The following is a 20,892-nucleotide window of genomic DNA, read 5'->3' on the forward strand; positions in this document are numbered from 1 at the left end:
CCCTCTGAACATCACCCGTCTGAACATCACCCGTCTGAACATCAAAGGAGAACGACCATGTCGCTGAAGAAGCTCAACACTGTCCTGGCCACCGCCGTCGTCCTGTTCACCCTCTACCTCGGGTTGTCCTTCGTCCTGCCCCTCGAGACGTCCTTCCCGGGCTTGCCGCACTGGCCCTCTGGCGACAGCGGCTTTCCTGTCGTGAAAGGCAGCCGCGAAATCGCGATGGGCCTGGCCATGGGCATCCTGCTGGTGACGGGCCACCGCCGCGCATTGGGCTGGGTCCTGCTGATGGTGGCCGTCGCCCCGTTCGGCGACATGGTCAACGTCTTGGCCCACCACGGCCCCATGGCCGCCGCGTTCGGCATCCACGGCCTGACCTCGGCGCTGATCGCGGTCACGGGACTGCTGATCCTCCGCGAGACCAGCAAGGCGCGCAAGGCCCAGGAGACCGCCACCGCAGCGCCCGCCGCGCAGCCCGCCTGACCTGCCCGTAGTGCAGCACGGTATTCCTTCGCATTTTCTGACAACTCGAAAAAGGGAGACGACAATGGCGATCAACAATCTGCGCGGTGTCCTCAAGGGGCGCGTGCTCCTGCCCGATGACGACGGCTTTGAACAGGCGGCCACCGCGTGGAATCTGACCGTCAGGCAGCCGGTGGCGGCCGTGGTGGAGGCCGCGGATGCCGATGACGTGGCGGCACTCGTGCGCTACGCGCGGCAGGCGGGTATGACGGTGACCGCGCAGCCGAGCGGCCATGGCGCCTCCGGTGATGTGGAAGGCCTGATCCTTTTGCGTACCGGTCTGCTGAACGAGGTGGAGGTACGCGCGCAGGAGCGGCTGGTCCGGGTGGGCGCGGGCGCGAAGTGGGGGCAGGTGCTGGCGGCGGCCGGTCCGCTGGGCCTGACCGGCCTGGCCGGCAGCGCGCCGGGGGTCAGCGTGACCGGCTACACCCTGGGCGGCGGCGTCGGCTGGTTCAGCCGCAGGTACGGCTTCGCCTCCGACAGCGTGCGGGCTATCGACATCGTGGACGCCGATGGCCGGCCGGGCCGGGTGAGCGCCGAGTCCGATCCCGAGCTGTTCTGGGCGCTGCGCGGCGGTGGCGGGGACTTCGCGGTGGTGACCGCCCTCGAACTCGAGCTGTATCCCGTGCCAGTCCTGTACGGCGGGCGCGTGATCTGGCCGGAGCACCGGACCAGGGAGGTGTACGAGGCGTTCCTGGAGATCACCGCCGAGGCACCGCGTGAACTCAGCGTCTGGATCAACCGGCTCCAGCCACCCGGCGCGCCGCCGATGGTGACGCTGGATCTGGCCTACCTGGGTGAGGCCGCTCAGGGGCAGGACCTGCTGGCGCGCATCGACAAGATCGAGGGCGCGATCTCCGACAGCCGGGGCGTCATCCCGGTTGCCGACCTGGGTGACATCACCGCCGAGCCCACCGACCCGGCCCCATCCATCGCTCGCGCGGAGCTGCTCACCGGCCTGGACGCGGACGCGGTGGAGCTCCTGCTCGCCAAGCCGGTCCAGCCGCTCATCAACGTGCAGATCAGGCACCTGAGCGGGGCACTCGCCGAGCCGGGCGGCGGGGCCGGTGCGAGCGGCACGGTGGCCGAGCCGTACCTGCTCGGCCTGCTGGGTCTCGGCCTGCCGCACGCGGCCGACGCGACGCGCGCCAAGCAGGCCGAAGTCGTGGCCGACCTGGCGGCCTACATCAGCGGCCGCAAGCCGTACACCGTGCTGTCCCCCGGCGACACGGCGGCCAAGTCCTTCTTCGGCGGCCGCGGCATCGCCGTCGCCCTGCCGTAGCTCAGCGCCACGGCGATCCTGCGGCTGCGCCCGGCCATCCAGCTCCAGGTGCCGGCTCATGTCCAGCTTCCAGCCTGCCGTACAGATTCAGATGCGTCCAAAACAGCGCCGACAAGCCGCGCAGATCGACCGGGGTCAGCTTCTTGCGCCACTTCGCATCGCGCACCACGGTCTGGATCAAGATCGTGTTCAGACCCGCGAGATCTGCCACGGCCGCCACGGCGCATCCACCAGGCCTATCGCGACGGTCAAGAAGACCAACTCGGCTCACTCGGGCTTGTCTTGAACGCCATAGCCCCGTAAAACACCCGCTACCAGACACCGACCAATAAGACCCCCAGGGCCCCGAGCCGGACGCCCAGCAGGCCCATGACGTGGCTTCGAGTCCATCCCCCGTCGTTCCACCGGCAGCTACTGGGCCCACCACTCGGCGGCGCGACCAGCCCCAAAGTAGCTCTGTGCAATCATCGCTACTCTTCGTGTTCTCGGAAATGAGGAGTTCTGATAGCGATCATCATCGGTTCCCGCGCGTCCCTGAGCGGAACGCAGTAGTTCAGGCCCCCCTCGTTGTCCGACAACAAGCTTAGCGACCGCACCACTCCATCCGTCCCGGCCGGGCGCCGCCGCTCCTTACGGAGGAGCTGGACTCGAAGCCGCTGATTCGTCGCCGCCGTTTCGAGTGCGTTGGGTGATGGTGTGTTCGAGGCCGTCGAGGAGGGCGTGCAGGCCGAACTCCTGGGTCGTGGTGGCCGAGGGGATGGCCATCGTGGTGGCCAGCAGCGGGAAACGGTCGGCGTTGCGGAGTAGCAGGTCGCGCATAATGGGGGCGGCGCTGCCGTCCGTCCAGGTCTGAGTGCCTTGGGTGGCGGCTGGGTGGGTGGCGCGGATGTGGTGGGAGACCAGCATGACCGCGTCCAGCCGTTCGCGTTCGGTCAGGGGCGTGTCGGCCAGAGCACTGAGGGCTCTTTCGGGCCATCCAGTTTCGCATGGACCCATGACGCGGTCGCCCACGGTGATCGACGGCAGCCAGGGGTGGCGTCGCCAGGCGGCGGACAGTTGGCGGGCGTACTCTTCCAGCTTGGCCCGCCAGCTGGTCACGCCGCTCAAGTCGGGGGGTGTGCCGACCGCCGCCTCGATCATGATTGCACTCAGCTCAGATTTGCCGTTGACATAGCGGTACAGGGCCATTTTGGTGAGGCCGAGCTCGGCGGCTACCCGATGCATCGAGACCGCCTCCAGTCCCTCGGTATCGGCGACCTTGACAGCGGCGTCGGCCACCTGGGCGAGGTCGAAGGCGGGCCTGGGGCCCCTCGTGCGCGGCTTCCGCAGGCCCCACAACAGTTCGGCCAGTGCCATCGGATCCTCGTTAACCGACATCGCAGCCTCCCACTTGCCCACTCCAAAAAACTGTATCTATGATACACAGTGTTATAGAGACACAGTTAGTCGTCGAACTCGGGAGCAGGCGGCGTGGCTGAGGAGTTGCACCGTCGCGGACAAGGAGCGGACTATGTCCAAATCAGTGCTCGACATGTCAATGTCGCTCGACGGGTACGTCGCCGATCCCAACGACTATCTCGGTGGCGACGATGGCGAGCGGCTGCACAAGTGGGCTGACGCGGGCCCGCAGACCGGTCCGATCCAGCAGTTCCAAGCCGAATGGAAGGCGGCCGGTGCGGTCCTCGCAGGGCGGCGAACCGCCGAACTCATGGATCACTGGGGAGGCGATCACGACGGTCTCCCGATCTTCATCCCCAGCCACCGGCCGCCCAGCCCGGCCGCCCGTTGGGGTCATCCGCTGGTGACATATGTGAACGACGGGATCGAAAGCGCGATGGCGCAGGCGAAGGCCGCCGCCGGGGGCCGGGACGTCCAGGTGCGTGGCGGCGCCTACACGGTGCAACAGGCACTCGAGGCCGGGGTACTGGATGAGGTGCAGATCCATCACATCCCGGTGCTGCTGGGCGCCGGCCGCCGGCTGTTCGACGTCTTGCCGTCGGAGATCGAACTGGAGATCGTTCAGGTGATCGACACACCGGAGGCCACCCACATCCGCTACCGCATCCGCCGCTGAGCCGATCGGTCACCGACCCAGGCCAGCGCTGAGGCCAGCGGCGCTCCGCCTCTCCTTCCCGGAGATGGGCACCGAGTACGAACTGGTGCGGTTAGCTGTCAATCTCTTTGAGGTGACTTCGGCTAATCCTGTGTGGTGTTCGGTGGCTCTTCTCGGCCGACGGGCGTGTTGATCTGTAGGCGGCCCGGGCGACATAGCGGCTCCCTTGCAGCCAAGCCTCAACAGCCCCTCAACTCAAGATTAGACTCTTCTCGCGGCGCGGTTCTGGTTCGTCTTGTTTTCGGGGGACGGGTGACGTGGGTTGGGCCGGAGCGTGATGCGACGTAGTGGGTGTGCTCGCGCAGCATGACGGCGATTTGCTCGGCGAGCTTGGCCTTGCCGCCGTAGTAGGTAATGGGGGGCAGCACCGTGCTCCTCCTACGCCGAGACCGGCTTGTCGGGGTCAAGGTGGCGGTAGATCGTGGCACGACTGACGCCGAGCCGGTCGGCGATCTGCTGGACGGTGTGGCGCCGCTTACCGTCCTCGCCTTTCACCTCCAACAGCGCGCGGGGCCATCTCCACGCCGTGCTCATCCAGGGCGGGGGGACGTCCGCCGACGCGGCCGCGTGCCCGGGCCGAGGCCAGCCCTTCAAGGGGGCCCTCCACGATGAGCTCGCGGAGGAAGATCGCGGCCGCTGCTGCTGAACCTCTCTGGTTGTCGGCCCCCGCCAACGCCCTGGGCCACCAGTTCCTCCACCGCCGCGGCGTATTCGGCGCTCGATCGCCGCAGCTCGCGCCATTGCTGCGTCCGGCACGCGGGCCAGCAATACCGCCGCGACGACCGCGACTCCTCGGGCAACGAGAGGCCGCAGTTCGCGCACGTTCGAACCGCCGGGCGCTGGCCCACACCACCGATTGTCGCAACCCGGCGAGCTGATCGCCCCACTGTTCGTGCCCTGCTGCTGACGATGCTCGCCGCCCTGCTGCCAGGCATCCGCGGCGGCACAGCCGTTTCCTGGAGGTCTGCCAGGGGGCCAGCCGGAATACGCCAGAAGGGGACCGCGGCCCTAAAGAAGGCCAGGTCAGGCGCATGGCAGGGTAGGGATGAGGTCGCGCCGTGAGGTCCGTCCGAGTTCGGCGATAATCCGGTGGGTCGATAGCCCGTATTCCCGTTACCCCTTGACGGACGGAGCCCCGTGCAGATCAACGATCAGCAGCTCGACGACAATCTGAACGACTTCTCCGCCCCGGCCTGGCCACGATCGTCCTTGTCGTTCGTCTTGGAGGGATGGCGAAGACGAGGATGCCGAAGTTGGCGGGGCCTTTCGGTCATGGGGTCTTTCTGGGGTCGGCCCACATAAGCTCAAACCCACATTGGGATGATCTTTAACCGTGTTACTTCTAGTGAGTGCGTTCGTTTCGGCGGGGCGAGGATGCCGGTGGCTCCATTACGCACTTCGTAAGCCGCATCGACTCCGATGCCTTACCCACCTCATTCAGGTAGTCGGCAACGGCGACCGGACCGGCAACGTCGGCGGCTGCCGTGATCGCCTGGGGGGACAGCGTGCCGTCTGGCTGGGTCAGCATGTCGTGCCAGTCAAACGAGAAATACAGCACACCATCGAGTTGGTCCCTCGGCCTCATGGCCAGTAGCTGGGTCCACAGGGGGACGTTCTTCTTGACGACCAGGTCATACAGATCGTTCAGCTCCATGCGCCCAATATGCGCATTGATCGACAGACGTGCCAGACGTTGGAGAGTAGCTGCCGCCCTCGCCGTATGCCGGTGGCACCCATCCCGGGGGTGAAGCCGCTCGTTTGGGCCGTGAGACACGATTCTTACCGGCACCCCAAGGAGTGAGGTAGATGACTGAATCCGCAACCGGTATGTCGCGTCCGCCGGTTCACGCACTGCGCAGCAGCCCCGCCTACTGGCGGGTGACGTTCGACAACCCACCGCTCAACTTGTACGACCCCGAGGTCGAGAGCGCACTGGCCGGGATCGTCGACAGGCTTATCGACGATCCCGAGGTCAAGGTCGTCGTCTTCGACAGCGCCGTTCCCGACTTCTTCATGGCACATCTCAACCTGGGCAGGATCGAGGAGTTCGGGGAGGGTATGCCGACCTGGTTCGCCTTGATCGACAAGCTGGTCAGGGCGCCGTTCATCACCGTCGGATCGATCCGGGGCCGTGCCCGGGGTATCGGGAACGAGCTCCTGGCCGCGCTGGACGTGCGGTTCGCCGCCAAGGAGACGGCGGTCCTGGGTCAGTTGGAGATCGGCACCGCGATCATCCCCGGCTGTGGAGGCATGCAGCGGCTGCCACGGCTCACCGGCCGGGCCCGCGCGCTGGAGATCATCGCCTCGGGTGAGGACTACGACGCCGACACCGCCGGGCTCTACGGGTGGGTCAACCGTTCGGTGCCCGACGCCGAACTCGACGCCCTCGTCGAGCGGTTCGCTCAGCGGATCGCCTCCTTCGACGCCGAGGCGCTCGCCGCGGTGAAGGAGATCCTCGACGAGCAGTACCCGCGGCCCTCAGCCGAGAGCCTCGCGGCCACGAACGCACGCTGCTCGCCCGCGAGACGGTTCAGGAACGGCTGCGCAGGTCCGCTTCGGCGCCGCCGGAGATGATCCTCGACGCAGAACGCAACATGGGCGAGTGGATCGGCCCCCGATAGCCGCCGTCCGCGTCCCCCGGCGAGCGCCCGAATCGGCGAACGCCCGGGTGTCAGTGGGGCAGGATCACCGACAGCTGTGTGCGGATGTCGGCCAGCACCTGTTCTGCGTCGTGGTCGGCGTTGAGGCTCGCCGCCATGGCGAGGAACATCACCGCGGAGGTGACACGGGCGAGGGTGGCGGCGTCGGCGCTGCTGCGCTTCCCGTAGCGCTGCAGCAGCTCGGCGACGGCCTGTTCGGTTTGGCCGGCGATCGTCAGTGCCTCGTGGTGTCGGGGCTCCGTGGGGTCGCCGAAGGCCATTTCCCGCAGGTAGGTGCGGCCATTGCCGGTGTGCACACGGTTGCACTCCACCACCGGCCGCAGCAGCGCGAGCACCGCCTCCACGGGGTCGTCGACGGTTTCGGCGGCGGCCCGGCCCCGGGCGAGAGCGTCGACGTACAGGGAGTTCTGGAGCAGCAGGAGGAGCTCGCCCTTGCTCTTGACGTAGAGGAACAGGGTGCCGGTGCCGATATCGGCCTTCTCGGCGATCTGCTGGGTGGTGACGTCCTCGACGCTGTGCTCGGCGAACAGCTCGCGGGCGGCGGCCGTGATGCGGTCCAGCTTCTGCTGCTTGTTCCGCTCCCGCCGACCCGACGGGGCAGGCGTGGACGGCATGGGACCTCCCGGGAATGAATTAATGACTGTACTCAGTTATGATTGTAGTCGTAAGCGATCGGACTCAGATCCATTCTTGCATGCAGCCGCCTGCAGGGGGGCCGGGGCCCGGCCGCCGCACATCGCACCACGCAAAGGAACTTCCGCCATGACCGTGTCCTCCACTCTCTGGCAGCCGTTCGCGCTGGGCCGCGTCAAGCTCCCGCACCGCCTGGCGATGGCCCCGATGACCCGTAGCCGAGCGCTGCCGGACGGGACCCCGACCGAGCTGATGGCCGAGTACTACGGGCAGCGTACGGGCCTGGGCCTGATCATCACCGAGGGCACGCAGCCCTCGCCGGACGGCCAGGGCTACCCGAACACCCCCGGCATCTACACAGCCGAGCACGTCGAGGGCTGGCGGAGGGTCGCCGACGCGGTGCACGCCGGCGACGGAGCGCTGTTCGTGCAGCTGATGCACGTCGGGCGGATGTCCCACCCGGACAACACCCCGCACCACCGCCAGCCGGTGGCCCCGTCCGCGATCGGCGCCGAGCAGGAGATATTCACCGCGAACGGCCTGCAGAAGACCCCGGTACCGCGGGAGCTCGCCACCGAGGAGCTGGCCGGTGTGGTCGGGGAGTTCCGGCACGCCGCGGCGCAGGCCGTCGCCGCCGGCGCGGACGGGGTGGAGATCCATGCCGCCAACGGATACCTGCTGCACCAGTTCCTTTCCCCCAACGCCAACCACCGCACCGACGCCTACGGCGGATCGGTCGCCGCACGGTCCCGCCTCACCGTCGAGATCGCCGCGGACGTCGCCGAGGAGATCGGCGCCGACCGGGTCGGCATCCGCATCTCGCCCGGATTCCCGCTGGGCGGGATCGACGAGGGCGACGCGCAGGCGGTACGCGCCCAGTACCGGCACCTGGTCGGCGAGCTGGCCCCGTTGAACCTGGCCTACCTGCATGTGCACCACCTCGGCGACGACGAGCTGCTGCGCTCCCTGCGCGAGGCATGGCCCACCGCGCTGCTGGTGCTGCGCTATGGCCACACCCGTGAGGAACTGGCCGGTTACGTGGACTCCGGCCTGGCCGATATCGCCCCGGTCGGCCGGTGGGCGCTGGCCAATCCCGACCTGGTCGTGCGGCTGCGTACCGGAGCGGAGCTCAACGAGGTCGACCCGGACACCCTCTACGGCGGCGGTGCCGCCGGTTACACCGACTACCCGGTCCTGGACCGGGTCTGAGCCCGCGCACACAGCTCGTCCCACCTCCCCTTATGCCCACTCTGAAAGGCAAGACAGTTATGACCTCGTTCAAGGAATCCGTCGTCCTAGTGACCGGTGCCAACGGCGGTATCGGCACGCAGCTGGTCCAGCAGGCGCTGGAACGGGGCGCGGCGAAGGTGTACGCCACCGCCCGCACCCCCCGAACCTGGGACGACGACCGCATCGTCCCGCTGGCACTGGACGTCACCGACGCCGCTTCCATCGCCGCCGCGGTCCAGGCCGCGCCGGACGTCACCATCCTGATCAACAACGCGGGGGCGTCGGTGCCGAGCCCGGGGATCCTCAACCACACGGACGAGGACATCGCGCGCAACGTCGCGACCAACTTCCTCGGCCCGCTGAACCTGTCCCGCGCCTTCGCCCCGGTCCTGTCGCGCAACGCGCCGGCAGCACTGATCAACGTGCACTCCGCGCTGAGCTGGTACGCGGTGGCCGGGATCTACAGCGCCACGAAGGCCGCCCTGTGGTCGGTGACCAACTCCCTGCGCCTGGAGCTCGCCCCGGACGGCGTCCAGGTCGTCGGGGTGCACGTCTGCTGGGTCGACACCCCCATGGCCGCCGGTGCCGAGGGCCCCAAAACGGACCCGGCAGACCTGGTGCGCACGGTGTTCGACGCCACGGAGGCCGGACGCCACGAGGTCCTCGCCGACGACGTCTCCGTCCAGCTGAGGGCAGCCCTGTCCCAGCCGCTGGAGGCGATCTACCCGCAACTGGGCGAACCCGCGGTCTGACCGCCGCCGACCACGACCACAAGGAAAGGAAGGGCACCATCATGGCCCCGAAGCACGCACACCCGACCCCTCCCCCGGCAAACCAGGCCTCTGCCGCAACCTACAAGGACGCCGTGACCCGGACCGTCGAGGCCGCGGGGGTGCGCTACGCCTACCGCGACCTGGGCCCGCGCACCGGCACTCCCGTGGTGTTCCTGACCCACCTGGCCGCCGTCCTGGACAACTGGGACCCGCGCGTCGTCGACGGCATCGCCGCCGAGCGCCGCGTCATCACCTTCGACAACCGCGGCGTCGGAGCCTCCACCGGCACCACCCCGGCCACCATCGCCGAGATGGCCCGCGACGCCGCCACCTTCATCAAGGCCCTCGGCCTTGACCGCGTCGACCTGCACGGCTTCTCCATGGGCGGCATGATCGCCCAGGAGATCGCGCTGAGAGAGCCGCAGCTGGTCCGCAGGATCATCCTGACCGGAACCGGCCCCGCCGGCGGCCAGGGCATCACGAACGTCACCCGCATCTCCCACCTGGACACCCTGCGGGCGCTGCTGACCCTCACCGACCCCAAGCAGTACCTGTTCTTCACCCGCACCGCCGCCGGCAAGCGCGCCGGCCAGGAGTTCCTGGCACGCCTGAAGGAACGCACCACCGACCGGGACAAGACGATCTCCCCGAGGGCCTACCTCACCCAGCTCAAGGCCATCCACCGCTGGGGCCTGCAGCCCCCGCAGGACCTGTCGGTGATCACCCAGCCGGTGCTGGTGGCCAACGGCGACGCCGACCGGATGGTCCCCTCCCACAACTCCACCGATCTGGCCCGGCGGCTGCCCGCCAGCGAGCTGGTGATCTACCCTGACGCCGGTCACGGCGGCATCTTCCAGTACCACCAGCAGTTCGTCACCCAGGCACTAGCCTTCCTGGCCCGGCCGTAGCACCTGTACCGACAAGAAGGGACCCGCGAACCATGAAGGCTTTCGTCGTCGAGCACTACGGCAAGGACGGCCTGCGCGCCGCAGACGTGCCCGAACCGCAGCCCGGCCCCCGGGATGTCCTGGTGAAGATCGCCGCGGCCAGCGTCAACCCGCTGGACAAGCTGGTCCGCGACGGAGAGTTCAAACAACTCCTCAAGTACAGGACGCCGTTCGTCCTGGGCCACGATCTCGCCGGCACCGTCACGAAGGTCGGGACACTGGTGCGCGGCTTCGCTGTCGGCGACGAGGTGTACTCCCGGCCACGTGACCTGCGCATCGGCGCCTTCGCCGAGTACATCGCGATCGACCAGGACGATGTCGCGCACAAACCGGCCACGCTGACCATGCCCGAGGCGGCCGCGGTGCCGCTCGTCTCCCTCGCGGCCTGGCAGATTCTTGTTGACACGGCCGGGATCGGGCCCGGGTCGAAGGTACTGGTCCACGGCGGCGCCGGCGGCCTCGGGTCCACCCTGATCCAGCTGGCCAAGTACCTGGGCGCCGAGGTCGCGACCACCGCCCGGGGCTCGTCCGAGGAGCTGCTGCGCTCCCTGGGCGCCGACATCGTCGTCGACTACACCAAGGAGGACTTCTCCTCGCTGCACTCCGGCTACGACCTCGTCGTCGACGGACTCGGCGGGGAGAATCTGATGAAGTCGCTGACCGTGCTGACCTCCGGCGGCCTGACCCTGGGAGTGGCCGGCCCCCCGGACGCCGGCCTCGCCCGGCAACTCGGCGCCCCCCGGGTCTTCGAGATGGTGCTGTCGCTGCTGAGCCGCAAGGTCCGCCGCGCGGCCAGGAAGGCCGGAGTGCGCTACTCCTTCTTCTTCATGCGAGCCGACGGCAAGCAGCTGGCCCACCTGGCCGGCCTGTACGACGCCGGCGCGCTGCGCCCGGTCGTCGACACGGTCTTCCCCTTCGACGAGACTCCGCAGGCGATGGCGTTCGTCGAGGCCGGCAAGACGAAAGCCGGCAAGGTCGTCGTATCCGCCGACTGAATCGGCGCCGACGACGTGCTCCGCCCCCCGGCGGATCCTGCTGACGCGCCCTGCCGGCTCGGCATCCGCTCCCCACCGATACAGCGCTTCCAGGCAGGAAACCGACCGCTCCGTGGGCCGGATGTCCACGGCCGGTAAGGGAACGTGCTGTGGGTTGATCGCGATCACATCGACGGGGTGCCTTCGAGCGGGGCGCGTCGGTACGGTGCGGACATGCCGCCTTCGCCTCCGCCAGCTCCGTCCGCATCGTCGATCTCGGCGGCGCTGGCCGCGCTCGGCGCCTCCGCGCAGACTCCCACCGACGCCGAACTGGCCGCGGCGGTCGGCGGGGAACGGGTGCTGGCGGCGGTGCTGGCCAACTCGTTGTACGGGGCGGCGATCGGGGTCGGCATGCTCACCGAGGGCCACATGCTCGCCCACGGCGCGGGGTGGAGGAGATGGCGCTGGCCCGCGGTCAGGTGCTGAAGGCTTCCGGCGCGGCCGGTCCCGGGGTGACCGGGATGCTGCACTGGCAGGCGTGCCAGACCGCCGAGCCGCTGAAGGCGTGGAACCGCAAGGCCGACCTGGGGCCGACCGGGAACGCCGCCGCTGACATCGCCTGGGCCCTGGTGGTGCTGCTGGAGGCGACCACGGTCACCGACCCCGCCGACCCGCGGTTCGCGACGCTGCACGAGAACATCACCGAGTGAGTCCCTCTGCTCGGGTCCGTGTAATGAGCCCCAAAGTAGAGATCCGGGCAGGTCAGGGTTGTCTCAGAACCATCTATGCGGAAATACGCCGAGAGAAGCGGACAACGGAGGATAAACCGTTGTGGCCCGCAGCCACTCCGGGTCGGTGGCGGACGGTGTCGCAATGGCTTAAGTCACTTAGGGTAGTAGATCATAAGCAGAGAGTAAATGTTCGGGTGGAACGCTCACTACCCATGGAGGTCCCCCCATGCGCACCTCAGCCCTGGCCGTCCTGGCCCTGACCGCCTTGCTGCCGGCCACCGCCGCCAGCACCCCCGCCAGCACACAGACTCCCCGGGCCATCTCCGCCGAACCCACCTACCGGCTCATCAACCTGGCATCGAACGGCTCGGCAAAAGCCGCCCCTGTCGAGGACTTGCCGATCACCATCGACAACAACCCCGGAGGAAGCCAGGAGAAGTGGCAGATCTTCCCAGCCGAGTCCACTTACTACATCTGGAATGTGGGCACGGAACGCTTCGCCTCCGAGGACCACGAGCAGGTCGTGTGCAAGGGCCAGGCCCCGACGGCCTGGTCTCTCATCAGGTCCGAGGACGGCACATTCACCATCAAGCTCCCCAGCCAAGATCTGGTCTGGACCACCGCACCTTACGGGCCCGGTCTACCGCCAAAGGTGGCGCTGAAGCCCGCCACCGGCGCCGCCACTCAAAAATGGAAGTTCAGCCCTGTCAACTGATCAGCAATAACGGCGCAGGCAACGCGCCGTAGGCACTTCAAGGCGGCCACCGGCCGGTCGGCGTAGACCCGGCTGGAAACCTGGGCTTCCACTCGCTCGTCGACGGTGGCCGTCATCGCGTCCCGCCGGGGCGGTCAGCGTCGCACGAGTTCGCGAGCCGTTCACCCAGGTCGCCGTTCGCAGAACTCCTCTCACAACGCGGGCGTCCTGCGAGATGGTTCTGAGACAACACTGACCTGTGCGGATGCTCTACTTTGGGGCTCATTACACGGGCCCGATGTCGATTTTCGAAGTCGCATGCATCGATTTCCGAAGTCGCGTGCACCTACCGGTGAGTCTGCTGGGTTGATGTTGGGCGCCGGGCCCCTGGTGAGGCACGGGGGGCGAGGTGATTCATGACCCTTACATCGCCTGGCCGGAGGCGATGTGCGAGGCGTTGCGGTCCTCGGCGGCGCGGATCGCGGTGGCCGAACGGTTGAGCGCCGTGGCCGTGCCGCCCCGCGAGCAGATGAGGTCCACGGCCACGCCGCGCCCGCACCCGATCTCCAGAATCCGGTCGGCGGGCCTTACGTCCAGCGTGTCGACGGCCCAGGACAAGCGCGCAGGTATCGCCATGAGCTCCATACTTGCATAGTGTTCTGGACACTAGTTAACCTTCTACTATGACAACGCGCCGATCACCGCTGGCGATGGCCGTCCTCGGCCTTCTCGCCTACCAGCCGCTACATCCGTACGGCATGCAGTCCCTGATCAAGCAGTGGGGCAAGGACGAGGTGATCAACGTTGGCCAGCGGACCACGCTGTACAAGACGATCAACCGGCTGCACGAAGCGAGCCTGATCACGGTCCACCAGACCGAGCGCGACCAGCAGTACCCCGAGCGCACCGTCTACGCGCTGACCGAACAGGGCCGCGAGGCGCTCCAGCGGTGGATGGGCGAGATGCTGACGACGCCGCGCAACGAGTTCCCCGAGTTCCCCGCCGCGCTGTCGTTCCTGCCGATACTGACCCCGGAGCAGACGCTGGGCTTCCTGCGCGAGCGCCACGAGCTCCTCCAGGTACGGCTGGCCCGGCTGGAGGCGGCGCTCGGGGAGGCAGGCGTGCCCCGCGTCTCGCTGCTGGAGACCGAGTACCTGCGTGCCGCCACGGAGAGCGAGCTGCGCTGGGTCACCGGAGTTCTCGACGACCTGCGCGCCGGCCGCCTGACCTGGAGCGAGGAGCGCCTGCGCGCCTTCGCCTCCGACCATCTCGAGATCCCGGAGGACTGAACCATGCCCACGATCAAGGTCATCGTCATCGGCGCCGGCACCGGCGGGCTGTGCCTGGCGCACGGGTTCAAGCGGGCGGGCATCGAGGTCGCGGTCTACGAGCGCGACCGCACCCGCGGCGACGGGCTGCAGGGCTACCGCGTCGGCATCAGCCCCGACGGCAGCCGCGCGCTGCACGACTGCCTGCCGCCCGAGCTGTACGAGACGTTCCTGGCGACCTGCGCGCGGCCGCCGCGCTACTCCAACATCCTCACCGAGAAGCTGACGGAAGTGCTGTCGATGGGCGACGGTAGCCCGCCCGGCGACGACCCCGTCGACAGCGAGAAGTCGGTGTCGCGGATGACGCTGCGCCAGGTGCTGCTCACCGGGCTGGAGGACGTCGTCCACTTCGACAAGGTCTTCCGCAGGTACGAGCGCAACGCCGACGGCACCGTCACCGCGTTCTTCGAGGACGGCACCCAGGCCACCGGCGATCTGCTGGTGGGCGCCGACGGGACGAACTCACGCGTGCGCCGGCAGTACCTGCCGCACGCCGTAGTGGAGGATTCAGGGCTGATCGGCATCACCGGCAAGATCGCGCTGACGGCGGAGACCCGCCAGCTGATCACGCCGAAGATGCTGCACGGCGTGTCGATGGTGTTCGCGCCCAAGGGCTATTTCTGCGTCTACCACGTCATGGAGTTCCCGTGGGACGAGCGGGGCCGGCCCAAGATGGGCATCGGCGCGACCGACGCCCGGCTCATCTCGGCCTGGCCCGGCCTCACCTTCGACAACACGCGCGACTACATCATGTGGGGCTGGGCCGCGGCCGCTCGCAGGCTGCCGTCGGACGTGCTCGACCTCAAGGGCCCCGACCTGCAGAGGCTCGTGCTGGAGCGGACCGCGGGATGGCATCCCAACCTGCGCAGGCTGTTCGAGCTGGCCGACCCCGGCAGCTGCTTCCCGATCAACATCCGTACCTCGGTCCCGCCCGGCCCGTGGCCGGCCGGCAACGTCACCATGCTCGGCGACGCCATCCACACCATGACCCCGGGCCGTGGCGTGGGCGCGAACACCGCACTACGCGACGCCCGCCTGCTGACGCGCAACCTGGCGGCCTTCCGCGACGGCAAGGCCATGCTCCTCGAGGCGGTCGGCGGTTACGAGAGCCGGATGCGCGAGTACGGCTTTGACACCGTCCGCGAGTCGCGCAAGCAGATGAGCGCCGACGGCCCCGTCCACTGGCCGGTCATCGGCCGCCTGGCACTGGCCGGCATGCGTACGGCAATGCGGACGATCAACCATCTGCCGCCGGTCAAGCGCAAGATGGAGCAGTCCCAAGCCGCCTACCGCGGCGAGGGCCGCGAAGACTGAAAGGCGCCAGGCGCCTGACCCGCCGCCCGCGATCATCACGACCGCCGGCCTCTAGGATCGGGGCGTGCTCGCTCCCCTGTACCTGCTGACCGGCGCGCCGGGCGCCGGCAAGCCCACCCTGCTGCCGCACCTGATCGAGGCCGCCGACGGGCTGATCGTCATGGAGATGGACGAACTGCTCGAGCAGGACGGCACGCTGCTCGGGGTCCGGATCGCCGAGCCGGCGGGCGGCGCCACTGCCTACGAAGAACTCCTCACTGACCAGCTAAGAGTGTTCGGTCCTGACCACCCCGACACCCAGGTGAGCCACAACAACCTCGCGGAGTGGCGGGGTGAGGCGGGGGATCCGGCGGGCGCTGCCGCTGACCTCGAGGAACTCCTCATAGAGTTTCACCAGGTGCTGGGTTCCGACCATTCCTCCATCGTGATTACCCGCAAGAACCTCGTGTACTGGCGAAGCCAAGCGACAGCCCAGAAATAGGCATATTCTCTTCTCGGAAACGCTCGATTGCGAGAAGAAGCCAAGCGCGGTCTTCTCGATCTTGAAATCGAGGTCAGCCGGGACTGATTCCTTCTCAGAACTCGTTCTCACTCACTTTTGCCAGATCCAGTGTTCTGGGAAATGTTTGTGAGAGAATCCAGGGCATGGTCAAGATCCCGGAACCCCGCGAACGCGCCGGATCATCCGCTGTATCCGCCGATGACCCGAACATCACCCGTGACGCGGATGAGGTCGAACGCCACGCGTGTCCGCGATGTGGCGTGGAGGCGGGCTCGCCGTGCAGGTCGCGTTCGGGCGCGGTGGCCGGGACCTACCACACCGGCCGGTTCGTGAAGGTTGCCCGCCTGTCGAAGTTGCTGCGGGTGCCGACCCCCGCCGACCGAGGGCCGGGCCGGCCGTGGCGGCCGGGCACGGCGCCGCCGGCGCCGATCGACCCCGATCGGCCGACGGCCGACATTCGGATCGGCTACGCCCGCTGCTCCTCCCTCACCCAAGAGCTCCAGTCGCAGCTGGACGCGCTGGAGCGGCACGGCATCCCGCGCGAGAAGATCTTCGCCGAGAAGATCTCCACCAGGGTAAAGGTCCGGCCCCACTTCGAGGCCGCGCTCGCCGCCGCCCGCGAGGTGAAGGCCCACGCCCCGCACTGCCGGGTCATCTTCACCGTCTACGAGATGAAGCGACTGGGCCGGGACGCCGCCGAGCTCACCGCACTGGCCGACCACCTGACCGCCCACGGCCTGGTCCTGGAGATGCTCGCCGGGCCGCTAGCGGGGACCTACGACCCGTCCGGGCCGGGACGGATGCTGTTCGCCTTCTTCGCCGCGATGGCCGAGACCGAACGCGAAGCCGTCCGCGAAGCCACCCTCGAAGGTCTGGACGCCGCCGCTCGCAAAGGCAATCACGGCGGCCGCCGCCCGGTGATGACCGACGACATGCTGCACACCGTCCTACGTCGCAGGGCCGCTGGCGAACGGGTGGAGGACATCCGCAAAGACCTCATCATCCCCACCGGCAAGAACAAAGGCCAGAACCCGTCGCTGGCCAGCGTCTATCGGGCCTTGGCCGAATACGAGAAGGCCAGCGCCTACCCCGAGGCGATCGAGCAGGCCCGCGCGGACTTCGCCGCCCTGCGGTAGTGGCCAGCGCGTCAATGCGGGCAGGGCAGCAGATCGGCCCGTCCGCAGCCCGCGGCGTCGGGCAGGAACGCCTCGGGGACGCCGGCGTCGATGAGGAAGCGGCGTTCGGCCTCGAACTCCTCCAGGGTCCTCGACCGGAAGGTGAAGATCCTCAGGAGCTGGAGGGCGGTGGCGGGGTAGTCGCGGGCCAGGTCGAAGAACGCCTCGCACTCTTCGTGCAGCGTCCCCCCGGCCGCCAGATGTTCAGGCCCGCCCGGACCGGCCGCCCCGCTCTCTCCCAGATCAGCCGTAGCGTCTCGGCCGAGCCGGTGCGGACGACCGAGGGCGCTGTGCTGACCTCGTCCAGGAGGGTACGCAGCAGCCGGAACCAGACCCCCGCGTGCACCGGGCGGCGCGGCAGGGTGACCCGGCCCGTGGTCCAGCACTCCCAGGTGAGCCGGTCCAGCGCGACGACCGCGTCGCTGACGGGCTGTGGTGCGACCGGCCTGCCGAGGGCTAACCCCAGCTGGACGTCGGCGCCGTGCTCGAGCCGGCAGCCGTGGGCTGGGCAGCTCGTCGGTTGTGGGTCAGGAGCTGTGCGACCGTCAGCTCATAGCGGGAGGCGAGCCGCTGTAGCCACGACGACAGAGCCTCGCCCGGGTGCGGTGGCGGGTGGAGCGGCCACCGGCGGGCGCCGCCACCGCTCACAGGAGTTCGCGTTCGAACAATCGGCGACGCTCGGTCGGCCCGTTGTAGGTGGCCAGCAGTAGGGTCCGCTGGTTGATCGCCTCCTCGCCCGACTCGATCGCCGCGATCGCGGCCTCGGTCAGTAGCGCCGACAGCTCACCGATCGTCCCTTCGCTGCGTGCCAGCAGGTACTCGGCCATCTGTGGTGTCGAGATCGCCGACGGGCGGCGAAGGGGGAAGGCGGCGGCGAAGCTCGCCAGCAGGGACCGTGCCTCCTGATCGGCCTGCCAGCGCGGCAGCGCGAACGGCGCGAACCGGTTCTCCAGCTGATCGTCCGAGCGGATCGCCAGATAAGCCTCCCGGGTACCGACCCCGACGAGGGGGATCTTCAGCTCGTTGCCCAGGAACCGCAGCAGGTTGAGGAATTCGCGGCGGGAGTTGCCATGGCCGGCCAGCGTGCTGTGTAGTTCGTCGATCACCAGCACCCGCACGCCGGCCTCGCGCAGCAACCGCAGCGCCAGCTGCTCCAGCACGGCCAGCTTCATCGCCGGCCGCAGCGGCGCCCCGAGACTGGCCAGCAGCGCGGTGTAGAAGCGGCCGACATGCGGATCGGAGGGCATCTGCACCACCAGGACCGGGATCTCCTCCCGATCGATGTGCGCGACCAGCGGGTGCGACCGCCGGAACTTCTCGATGATCATCGATTTACCGTTGTTCGTCGCCCCGACCAGCAGCAGGTTCGGCATCCGCTCCCGCTTCGGGGCCGCCAGCAGCTTCCCCAGCTCTGCCAGGGCCTGTCTGGCGCGGGTGTAGCCGATCCACCGGTCCGCCCGCGCATGCCGCAGCCGCTCAGACGACGGCAGCCGAGCGATCCACCGGGCACCCTCATGCAGATGCGACAGATCCTCCGGATCAGCCGCCTCCACCCCGTTCACCACTGTTCGATCACCTCGAACGGCTCGGCCGCCGGCGCGGTGGTCCCGTCCACCGCCGGGACAGGCGGCGGCATCACCCGGACCTGTGGGAGCTTAGGCGTCGCGGGCCTGCGTTCCAGCGAGCGGATCGAGCGCCCAGATCCGGGAGATGTCGCGAGGGTCTCGCCGCAGCACGATCTTCTCCAGCTGTCCGCGGCGGGCGATCCACGGCTTGAGTGCATCGCAGTAGTACTGGACGTGATCGAGCGTGAAGCCCGTGCGGGTCAGCGTCCGCCGCTCCACTGGCAGGAAGTCGACCAGGAACGCCGTCTCGCTCGACACCGTCGCGGGGCGGCCTCCCTCGGCGACGCCCTGCGCCACGTCCCCCTGTGGACCCAGCTACTGGACCTAAGGGTGGAGGGTTTCTACAGTAGCGCGCTGCTTATCAAGTTTCCCTGGTCCGACATCCTGGCCCTGCAACGCGAGACGCTGTCCACCGCGGCGATCACGGCAGCCGCCGACATCGCCGGTCAGGTCGCAGTTGCCTGCGCGCTGGATGAGCTCGGTCAGACGTGGGAGTCGATGCGGGTGTCAGAGTACGTAATGAAGAGCTACAGACCGATATCGAGAACGGATGGTGACTACCCCGATATCCTGATCTTCGCAACGGCGACGGGATGCACCAAAACAACCGCCCACTGTGAGATCACCATAGGGTCGTCGAACATGGATGTGGATGATTTCCCGGTCATAGCCACAGTGACCTACGCACTTCAGCCCTGACGACCGTCCCCGGCACTCACACCTCGGCACCGTTGGACCGGGCGCGGTTATGCCGGCCCGGCATCTAGGTGAGTGCCGCGCAGTACGGCGTCCGGGGACAGGTCGAGTCGCAGCCGCCGGTACCGCATCGGGTGCCGCCACCGGCCGCGCTCCTGGTCGACGTCGACCAGGAGCGCGATCACCAGTTCGGGCGCGACCTGACGGTAGGCGATCGGGCGTCCGCGAGGTCGCCGACCAGCTCTACCCGTAACCCTCCGCAAGCCCAGTGGGTCTAAATGAGGGTATTTATTCGATTATGTGTTTGGGTTTTTGTCCCGCCCGGACGCCTTTACAAAGTAGATTTTTTAGACCAGTATCACCGCCGGAACCGCCGCGGGCTGCCGCGACCCGTGTCCGCCAGACCTGTTCGCGCAGCACGGCCAGAGCGCCGTCGGCCAGATGCTCACCGTAAAGCGCGCGCGGCACCAGGTCGTCCAGGTGGGCGGCGGCGCGCTCCCAGCCCCAAGGCACCTGCGAAACATCGCTTCTACCCCCCCGGCCCCGGTGCAGGAGCATGCGCTCAGCTGATCATCGGTGTGGCGGCATGGGTGCGAGCAGCACTCTCGGGGGCAGTAGGCGGTGCGCGTTCGTCCGGACCGCCGATGAGAAGGCGGGCGGCAGGATCGGCTGGCGCTACCCGGCGCGCGCCCATGAGAACGCCTCCCCCATCATCCTCCTGTGCCTGGTCTCGCCGCTGACCTCGGCGTCTCCTCCCAATTCCTCTGGAGATAGGGACGAAGGTCCCTGTCTCCAGGATCGGTCCCAGCACAGGATGGAGGAAACCGAAAGCATCCGAGGTGATGGCGATGATGTGGTGGGGCTACAACGGCATGGGCGGCTGGGGATACGCGCTCATGGGTCTGAGCACGGTGGTCTTCTGGGGGCTGGTGATCACGGCGATTGTGCTGGCCGCCCGTCACGTGGGCCGAGCCACCGGCGCGGGGCCCGCTTCGCCGCCGCCGACGGCGGAGGAACTGCTGGCGCAGCGGTACGCGCGCGGCGAGATCGACACCGACGAGTACCACTCCCGGCTGGACACCCTGCGCGGCCGGCGCGACCACTCGGCCGACGAAGGGGTCAGGTAGCCGCTCTGGCCGCGGCCCTGAAGCGAAGGCGTCCACGGGGCCGATCCGGTGGCGATCAGGTGCTGCCGGGCCTCGGTCGTGATTGCGCCGCCGTCGTTCAGCGCCACCTGTAGCAGTGGTCCGGGCACAAACCGGACTGTGCCAGGGGTGATCTGCCGGCTGTGTTCGCAGGCCAGATCGATGTACATGATCGATGTACATGCTGGCCACCATCGCGCCCTTGCCGTCGAGCCGACCGTCATGTTGCTGACCATGCCGTCCCCGCCATGCCTCGTACGCGGGCTCACAGCTCGATGATGCCCGCCGAACCGTCGACCACGATGGGGTGTCCCGTCTGCGATGTCCTGTGTGGCGTCGAGTGCTCCGTTCACTAGCGCACGCTCTGCTGATGCCCGACACTTCCGGACAGGCCGCCTTGCGTGCCCGCATCGACGAGCTGGGGCTGAGCCAGTTCGTGATCGTGATAGCGCAGGGAATGGTCAAGGGCAACACGCGCAATCTCGGCACCAACCTCGTCGTTTGTCTCCAGCCGTAGATCGCGACGGCGTGCGATCAGCTGGTCA

General features: G+C 68.2%; 28 protein-coding genes and 1 pseudogene. 18 read left to right on the top strand and 11 right to left on the bottom strand.

Features of this window, described 5'->3' with window-relative positions; genetic code table 11:
• Positions 1–57 precede the first annotated feature (57 nt).
• Together AB0J16_RS51875 and AB0J16_RS51880 are read left to right on the top strand one after the other, a co-directional pair.
• Positions 58–486 (top strand): DUF4267 domain-containing protein, encoded by a 429-nt coding sequence (locus AB0J16_RS51875; RefSeq protein ID WP_358554251.1) that lies wholly within the window; start codon positions 58–60, stop codon positions 484–486.
• A gap of 64 nt (positions 487–550) precedes the next feature.
• Positions 551–1,807, top strand: a complete 1,257-nt coding sequence (locus AB0J16_RS51880; protein WP_358554254.1) for an FAD-binding oxidoreductase — start codon at positions 551–553, stop codon at positions 1,805–1,807.
• Between the two features lies 1 nt (position 1,808).
• Here AB0J16_RS51880 and AB0J16_RS51885 read toward each other — a convergent pair whose 3' ends face one another.
• Positions 1,809–2,027 (bottom strand): hypothetical protein, encoded by a 219-nt coding sequence (locus AB0J16_RS51885; RefSeq protein ID WP_358554257.1) that lies wholly within the window; start codon positions 2,025–2,027, stop codon positions 1,809–1,811.
• Positions 2,028–2,437: 410 nt separating this feature from the next.
• Positions 2,438–3,184 (bottom strand): TetR/AcrR family transcriptional regulator, encoded by a 747-nt coding sequence (locus AB0J16_RS51890; protein WP_358554260.1) that lies wholly within the window; start codon positions 3,182–3,184, stop codon positions 2,438–2,440.
• Positions 3,185–3,338: 154 nt separating this feature from the next.
• Here AB0J16_RS51890 and AB0J16_RS51895 point away from each other — a divergent pair, with 154 nt between their 5' ends.
• Positions 3,339–3,881, top strand: coding sequence for a dihydrofolate reductase family protein (locus AB0J16_RS51895; RefSeq protein ID WP_358554537.1), 543 nt, complete (start codon positions 3,339–3,341; stop codon positions 3,879–3,881).
• Between the two features lie 417 nt (positions 3,882–4,298).
• Here AB0J16_RS51895 and AB0J16_RS51900 read toward each other — a convergent pair whose 3' ends face one another.
• Both AB0J16_RS51900 and AB0J16_RS51905 read right to left on the bottom strand, forming a co-directional pair.
• Positions 4,299–4,514 (bottom strand): helix-turn-helix domain-containing protein, encoded by a 216-nt coding sequence (locus AB0J16_RS51900; RefSeq protein ID WP_358554263.1) that lies wholly within the window; start codon positions 4,512–4,514, stop codon positions 4,299–4,301.
• A gap of 748 nt (positions 4,515–5,262) precedes the next feature.
• Complete coding sequence (locus AB0J16_RS51905; protein ID WP_358554266.1) at positions 5,263–5,574, bottom strand: hypothetical protein; 312 nt, start codon at positions 5,572–5,574, stop codon at positions 5,263–5,265.
• Between the two features lie 152 nt (positions 5,575–5,726).
• Between AB0J16_RS51905 and AB0J16_RS51910 the strand changes: the two genes are divergently transcribed.
• Positions 5,727–6,494, top strand: coding sequence for an enoyl-CoA hydratase/isomerase family protein (locus AB0J16_RS51910; protein ID WP_358554269.1), 768 nt, complete (start codon positions 5,727–5,729; stop codon positions 6,492–6,494).
• A 97-nt stretch (positions 6,495–6,591) separates the two neighbouring features.
• Here AB0J16_RS51910 and AB0J16_RS51915 read toward each other — a convergent pair whose 3' ends face one another.
• Positions 6,592–7,194, bottom strand: coding sequence for a TetR/AcrR family transcriptional regulator (locus tag AB0J16_RS51915; RefSeq protein WP_358554272.1), 603 nt, complete (start codon positions 7,192–7,194; stop codon positions 6,592–6,594).
• Positions 7,195–7,342: 148 nt separating this feature from the next.
• Here AB0J16_RS51915 and AB0J16_RS51920 point away from each other — a divergent pair, with 148 nt between their 5' ends.
• From AB0J16_RS51920 to AB0J16_RS51950, 7 genes are all read left to right on the top strand, one after another.
• Positions 7,343–8,422: an alkene reductase gene (locus tag AB0J16_RS51920; RefSeq protein ID WP_358554275.1), complete on the top strand. Its 1,080-nt coding sequence runs from the start codon at positions 7,343–7,345 to the stop codon at positions 8,420–8,422.
• A gap of 59 nt (positions 8,423–8,481) precedes the next feature.
• Positions 8,482–9,195, top strand: a complete 714-nt coding sequence (locus AB0J16_RS51925) for an SDR family oxidoreductase (RefSeq protein WP_358554278.1) — start codon at positions 8,482–8,484, stop codon at positions 9,193–9,195.
• A 113-nt stretch (positions 9,196–9,308) separates the two neighbouring features.
• Positions 9,309–10,124 carry an alpha/beta hydrolase gene (locus tag AB0J16_RS51930; protein WP_358554280.1) on the top strand — a complete coding sequence of 272 codons (816 nt, stop codon included), beginning with the start codon at positions 9,309–9,311 and terminating at the stop codon, positions 10,122–10,124.
• A gap of 32 nt (positions 10,125–10,156) precedes the next feature.
• The gene (locus AB0J16_RS51935; RefSeq protein ID WP_358554283.1) at positions 10,157–11,158 is read left to right on the top strand and encodes an NADP-dependent oxidoreductase; all 1,002 of its coding nucleotides are present in this window, start codon (positions 10,157–10,159) and stop codon (positions 11,156–11,158) included.
• A gap of 213 nt (positions 11,159–11,371) precedes the next feature.
• Positions 11,372–11,623: a DUF6245 family protein gene (locus AB0J16_RS51940; RefSeq protein ID WP_358554286.1), complete on the top strand. Its 252-nt coding sequence runs from the start codon at positions 11,372–11,374 to the stop codon at positions 11,621–11,623.
• Positions 11,596–11,847, top strand: coding sequence for a DUF6245 family protein (locus AB0J16_RS51945; protein ID WP_358554289.1), 252 nt, complete (start codon positions 11,596–11,598; stop codon positions 11,845–11,847). Before AB0J16_RS51940 ends, AB0J16_RS51945 begins: the two co-directional genes overlap by 28 nt.
• 247 nt (positions 11,848–12,094) lie before the next feature.
• Entirely contained in the window at positions 12,095–12,583 is a 489-nt protein-coding gene (locus tag AB0J16_RS51950; protein ID WP_358554292.1) for a hypothetical protein, read from the top strand.
• 402 nt (positions 12,584–12,985) lie between these two features.
• Here the strand turns inward: AB0J16_RS51950 and AB0J16_RS51955 are convergent, their stop codons facing one another.
• On the bottom strand, positions 12,986–13,198 hold the full coding sequence (locus AB0J16_RS51955) for a hypothetical protein (protein WP_358554295.1): 213 nt from the start codon (positions 13,196–13,198) through the stop codon (positions 12,986–12,988).
• 47 nt (positions 13,199–13,245) lie between these two features.
• On the opposite strand from AB0J16_RS51955, the gene AB0J16_RS51960 reads away from it, so the two are divergent.
• From AB0J16_RS51960 to AB0J16_RS51975, 4 genes are all read left to right on the top strand, one after another.
• On the top strand, positions 13,246–13,851 hold the full coding sequence (locus AB0J16_RS51960; RefSeq protein ID WP_358554298.1) for a PadR family transcriptional regulator: 606 nt from the start codon (positions 13,246–13,248) through the stop codon (positions 13,849–13,851).
• Between the two features lie 3 nt (positions 13,852–13,854).
• Entirely contained in the window at positions 13,855–15,204 is a 1,350-nt protein-coding gene (locus AB0J16_RS51965) for an NAD(P)/FAD-dependent oxidoreductase (protein ID WP_358554301.1), read from the top strand.
• 64 nt (positions 15,205–15,268) lie between these two features.
• A complete protein-coding gene (locus AB0J16_RS51970) occupies positions 15,269–15,685 on the top strand; it encodes a tetratricopeptide repeat protein (protein ID WP_358554304.1) in 417 nt (138 codons plus the stop codon).
• 164 nt (positions 15,686–15,849) lie between these two features.
• A complete protein-coding gene (locus AB0J16_RS51975) occupies positions 15,850–16,842 on the top strand; it encodes a recombinase family protein (RefSeq protein ID WP_358554307.1) in 993 nt (330 codons plus the stop codon).
• A gap of 11 nt (positions 16,843–16,853) precedes the next feature.
• Here the strand turns inward: AB0J16_RS51975 and AB0J16_RS51980 are convergent, their stop codons facing one another.
• From AB0J16_RS51980 to AB0J16_RS51995, 4 genes and pseudogenes are all read right to left on the bottom strand, one after another.
• Entirely contained in the window at positions 16,854–17,267 is a 414-nt protein-coding gene (locus tag AB0J16_RS51980; protein ID WP_358554310.1) for a hypothetical protein, read from the bottom strand.
• 70 nt (positions 17,268–17,337) lie between these two features.
• On the bottom strand, positions 17,338–17,529 hold the full coding sequence (locus AB0J16_RS51985; RefSeq protein WP_358554313.1) for a TniQ family protein: 192 nt from the start codon (positions 17,527–17,529) through the stop codon (positions 17,338–17,340).
• A complete protein-coding gene (locus AB0J16_RS51990; RefSeq protein WP_358554540.1) occupies positions 17,526–18,434 on the bottom strand; it encodes a TniB family NTP-binding protein in 909 nt (302 codons plus the stop codon). Before AB0J16_RS51990 ends, AB0J16_RS51985 begins: the two co-directional genes overlap by 4 nt.
• Before the next feature lie 132 nt (positions 18,435–18,566).
• A pseudogene (locus AB0J16_RS51995) lies at positions 18,567–18,800 on the bottom strand (Mu transposase C-terminal domain-containing protein); the annotation flags it as partial.
• 36 nt (positions 18,801–18,836) lie between these two features.
• Here AB0J16_RS51995 and AB0J16_RS52000 point away from each other — a divergent pair.
• Complete coding sequence (locus tag AB0J16_RS52000) at positions 18,837–19,205, top strand: hypothetical protein (protein WP_358554316.1); 369 nt, start codon at positions 18,837–18,839, stop codon at positions 19,203–19,205.
• A gap of 47 nt (positions 19,206–19,252) precedes the next feature.
• Here AB0J16_RS52000 and AB0J16_RS52005 read toward each other — a convergent pair whose 3' ends face one another.
• Complete coding sequence (locus AB0J16_RS52005) at positions 19,253–19,387, bottom strand: hypothetical protein (protein ID WP_358554319.1); 135 nt, start codon at positions 19,385–19,387, stop codon at positions 19,253–19,255.
• 663 nt (positions 19,388–20,050) lie between these two features.
• Here AB0J16_RS52005 and AB0J16_RS52010 point away from each other — a divergent pair.
• The gene (locus AB0J16_RS52010; protein WP_358554322.1) at positions 20,051–20,329 is read left to right on the top strand and encodes a hypothetical protein; all 279 of its coding nucleotides are present in this window, start codon (positions 20,051–20,053) and stop codon (positions 20,327–20,329) included.
• Between the two features lie 388 nt (positions 20,330–20,717).
• Positions 20,718–20,864 carry a hypothetical protein gene (locus AB0J16_RS52015; RefSeq protein ID WP_358554325.1) on the top strand — a complete coding sequence of 49 codons (147 nt, stop codon included), beginning with the start codon at positions 20,718–20,720 and terminating at the stop codon, positions 20,862–20,864.
• Positions 20,865–20,892: the final 28 nt, after the last annotated feature.

The organism is Nonomuraea sp. NPDC049750 (genome assembly GCF_040659625.1).
In the GTDB taxonomy this organism is placed as follows: Bacteria; Actinomycetota; Actinomycetes; order Streptosporangiales; family Streptosporangiaceae; genus Nonomuraea.

Coding starts and splice junctions, on each gene's coding strand:
- AB0J16_RS51875 (WP_358554251.1), top strand. CDS start 58: ATGTCGCTGAAGAAGCTCAACACTGTCCTGGCCACCGCCGTCGTCCTG.
- AB0J16_RS51880 (WP_358554254.1), top strand. CDS start 551: ATGGCGATCAACAATCTGCGCGGTGTCCTCAAGGGGCGCGTGCTCCTG.
- AB0J16_RS51890 (WP_358554260.1), bottom strand. CDS start 3,184: ATGTCGGTTAACGAGGATCCGATGGCACTGGCCGAACTGTTGTGGGGC.
- AB0J16_RS51895 (WP_358554537.1), top strand. CDS start 3,339: ATGTCAATGTCGCTCGACGGGTACGTCGCCGATCCCAACGACTATCTC.
- AB0J16_RS51905 (WP_358554266.1), bottom strand. CDS start 5,574: ATGGAGCTGAACGATCTGTATGACCTGGTCGTCAAGAAGAACGTCCCC.
- AB0J16_RS51910 (WP_358554269.1), top strand. CDS start 5,727: ATGACTGAATCCGCAACCGGTATGTCGCGTCCGCCGGTTCACGCACTG.
- AB0J16_RS51915 (WP_358554272.1), bottom strand. CDS start 7,194: ATGCCGTCCACGCCTGCCCCGTCGGGTCGGCGGGAGCGGAACAAGCAG.
- AB0J16_RS51920 (WP_358554275.1), top strand. CDS start 7,343: ATGACCGTGTCCTCCACTCTCTGGCAGCCGTTCGCGCTGGGCCGCGTC.
- AB0J16_RS51925 (WP_358554278.1), top strand. CDS start 8,482: ATGACCTCGTTCAAGGAATCCGTCGTCCTAGTGACCGGTGCCAACGGC.
- AB0J16_RS51935 (WP_358554283.1), top strand. CDS start 10,157: ATGAAGGCTTTCGTCGTCGAGCACTACGGCAAGGACGGCCTGCGCGCC.
- AB0J16_RS51940 (WP_358554286.1), top strand. CDS start 11,372: ATGCCGCCTTCGCCTCCGCCAGCTCCGTCCGCATCGTCGATCTCGGCG.
- AB0J16_RS51945 (WP_358554289.1), top strand. CDS start 11,596: ATGGCGCTGGCCCGCGGTCAGGTGCTGAAGGCTTCCGGCGCGGCCGGT.
- AB0J16_RS51950 (WP_358554292.1), top strand. CDS start 12,095: ATGCGCACCTCAGCCCTGGCCGTCCTGGCCCTGACCGCCTTGCTGCCG.
- AB0J16_RS51955 (WP_358554295.1), bottom strand. CDS start 13,198: ATGGCGATACCTGCGCGCTTGTCCTGGGCCGTCGACACGCTGGACGTA.
- AB0J16_RS51960 (WP_358554298.1), top strand. CDS start 13,246: ATGACAACGCGCCGATCACCGCTGGCGATGGCCGTCCTCGGCCTTCTC.
- AB0J16_RS51965 (WP_358554301.1), top strand. CDS start 13,855: ATGCCCACGATCAAGGTCATCGTCATCGGCGCCGGCACCGGCGGGCTG.
- AB0J16_RS51975 (WP_358554307.1), top strand. CDS start 15,850: ATGGTCAAGATCCCGGAACCCCGCGAACGCGCCGGATCATCCGCTGTA.
- AB0J16_RS52010 (WP_358554322.1), top strand. CDS start 20,051: ATGATGTGGTGGGGCTACAACGGCATGGGCGGCTGGGGATACGCGCTC.
- AB0J16_RS52015 (WP_358554325.1), top strand. CDS start 20,718: ATGCCCGACACTTCCGGACAGGCCGCCTTGCGTGCCCGCATCGACGAG.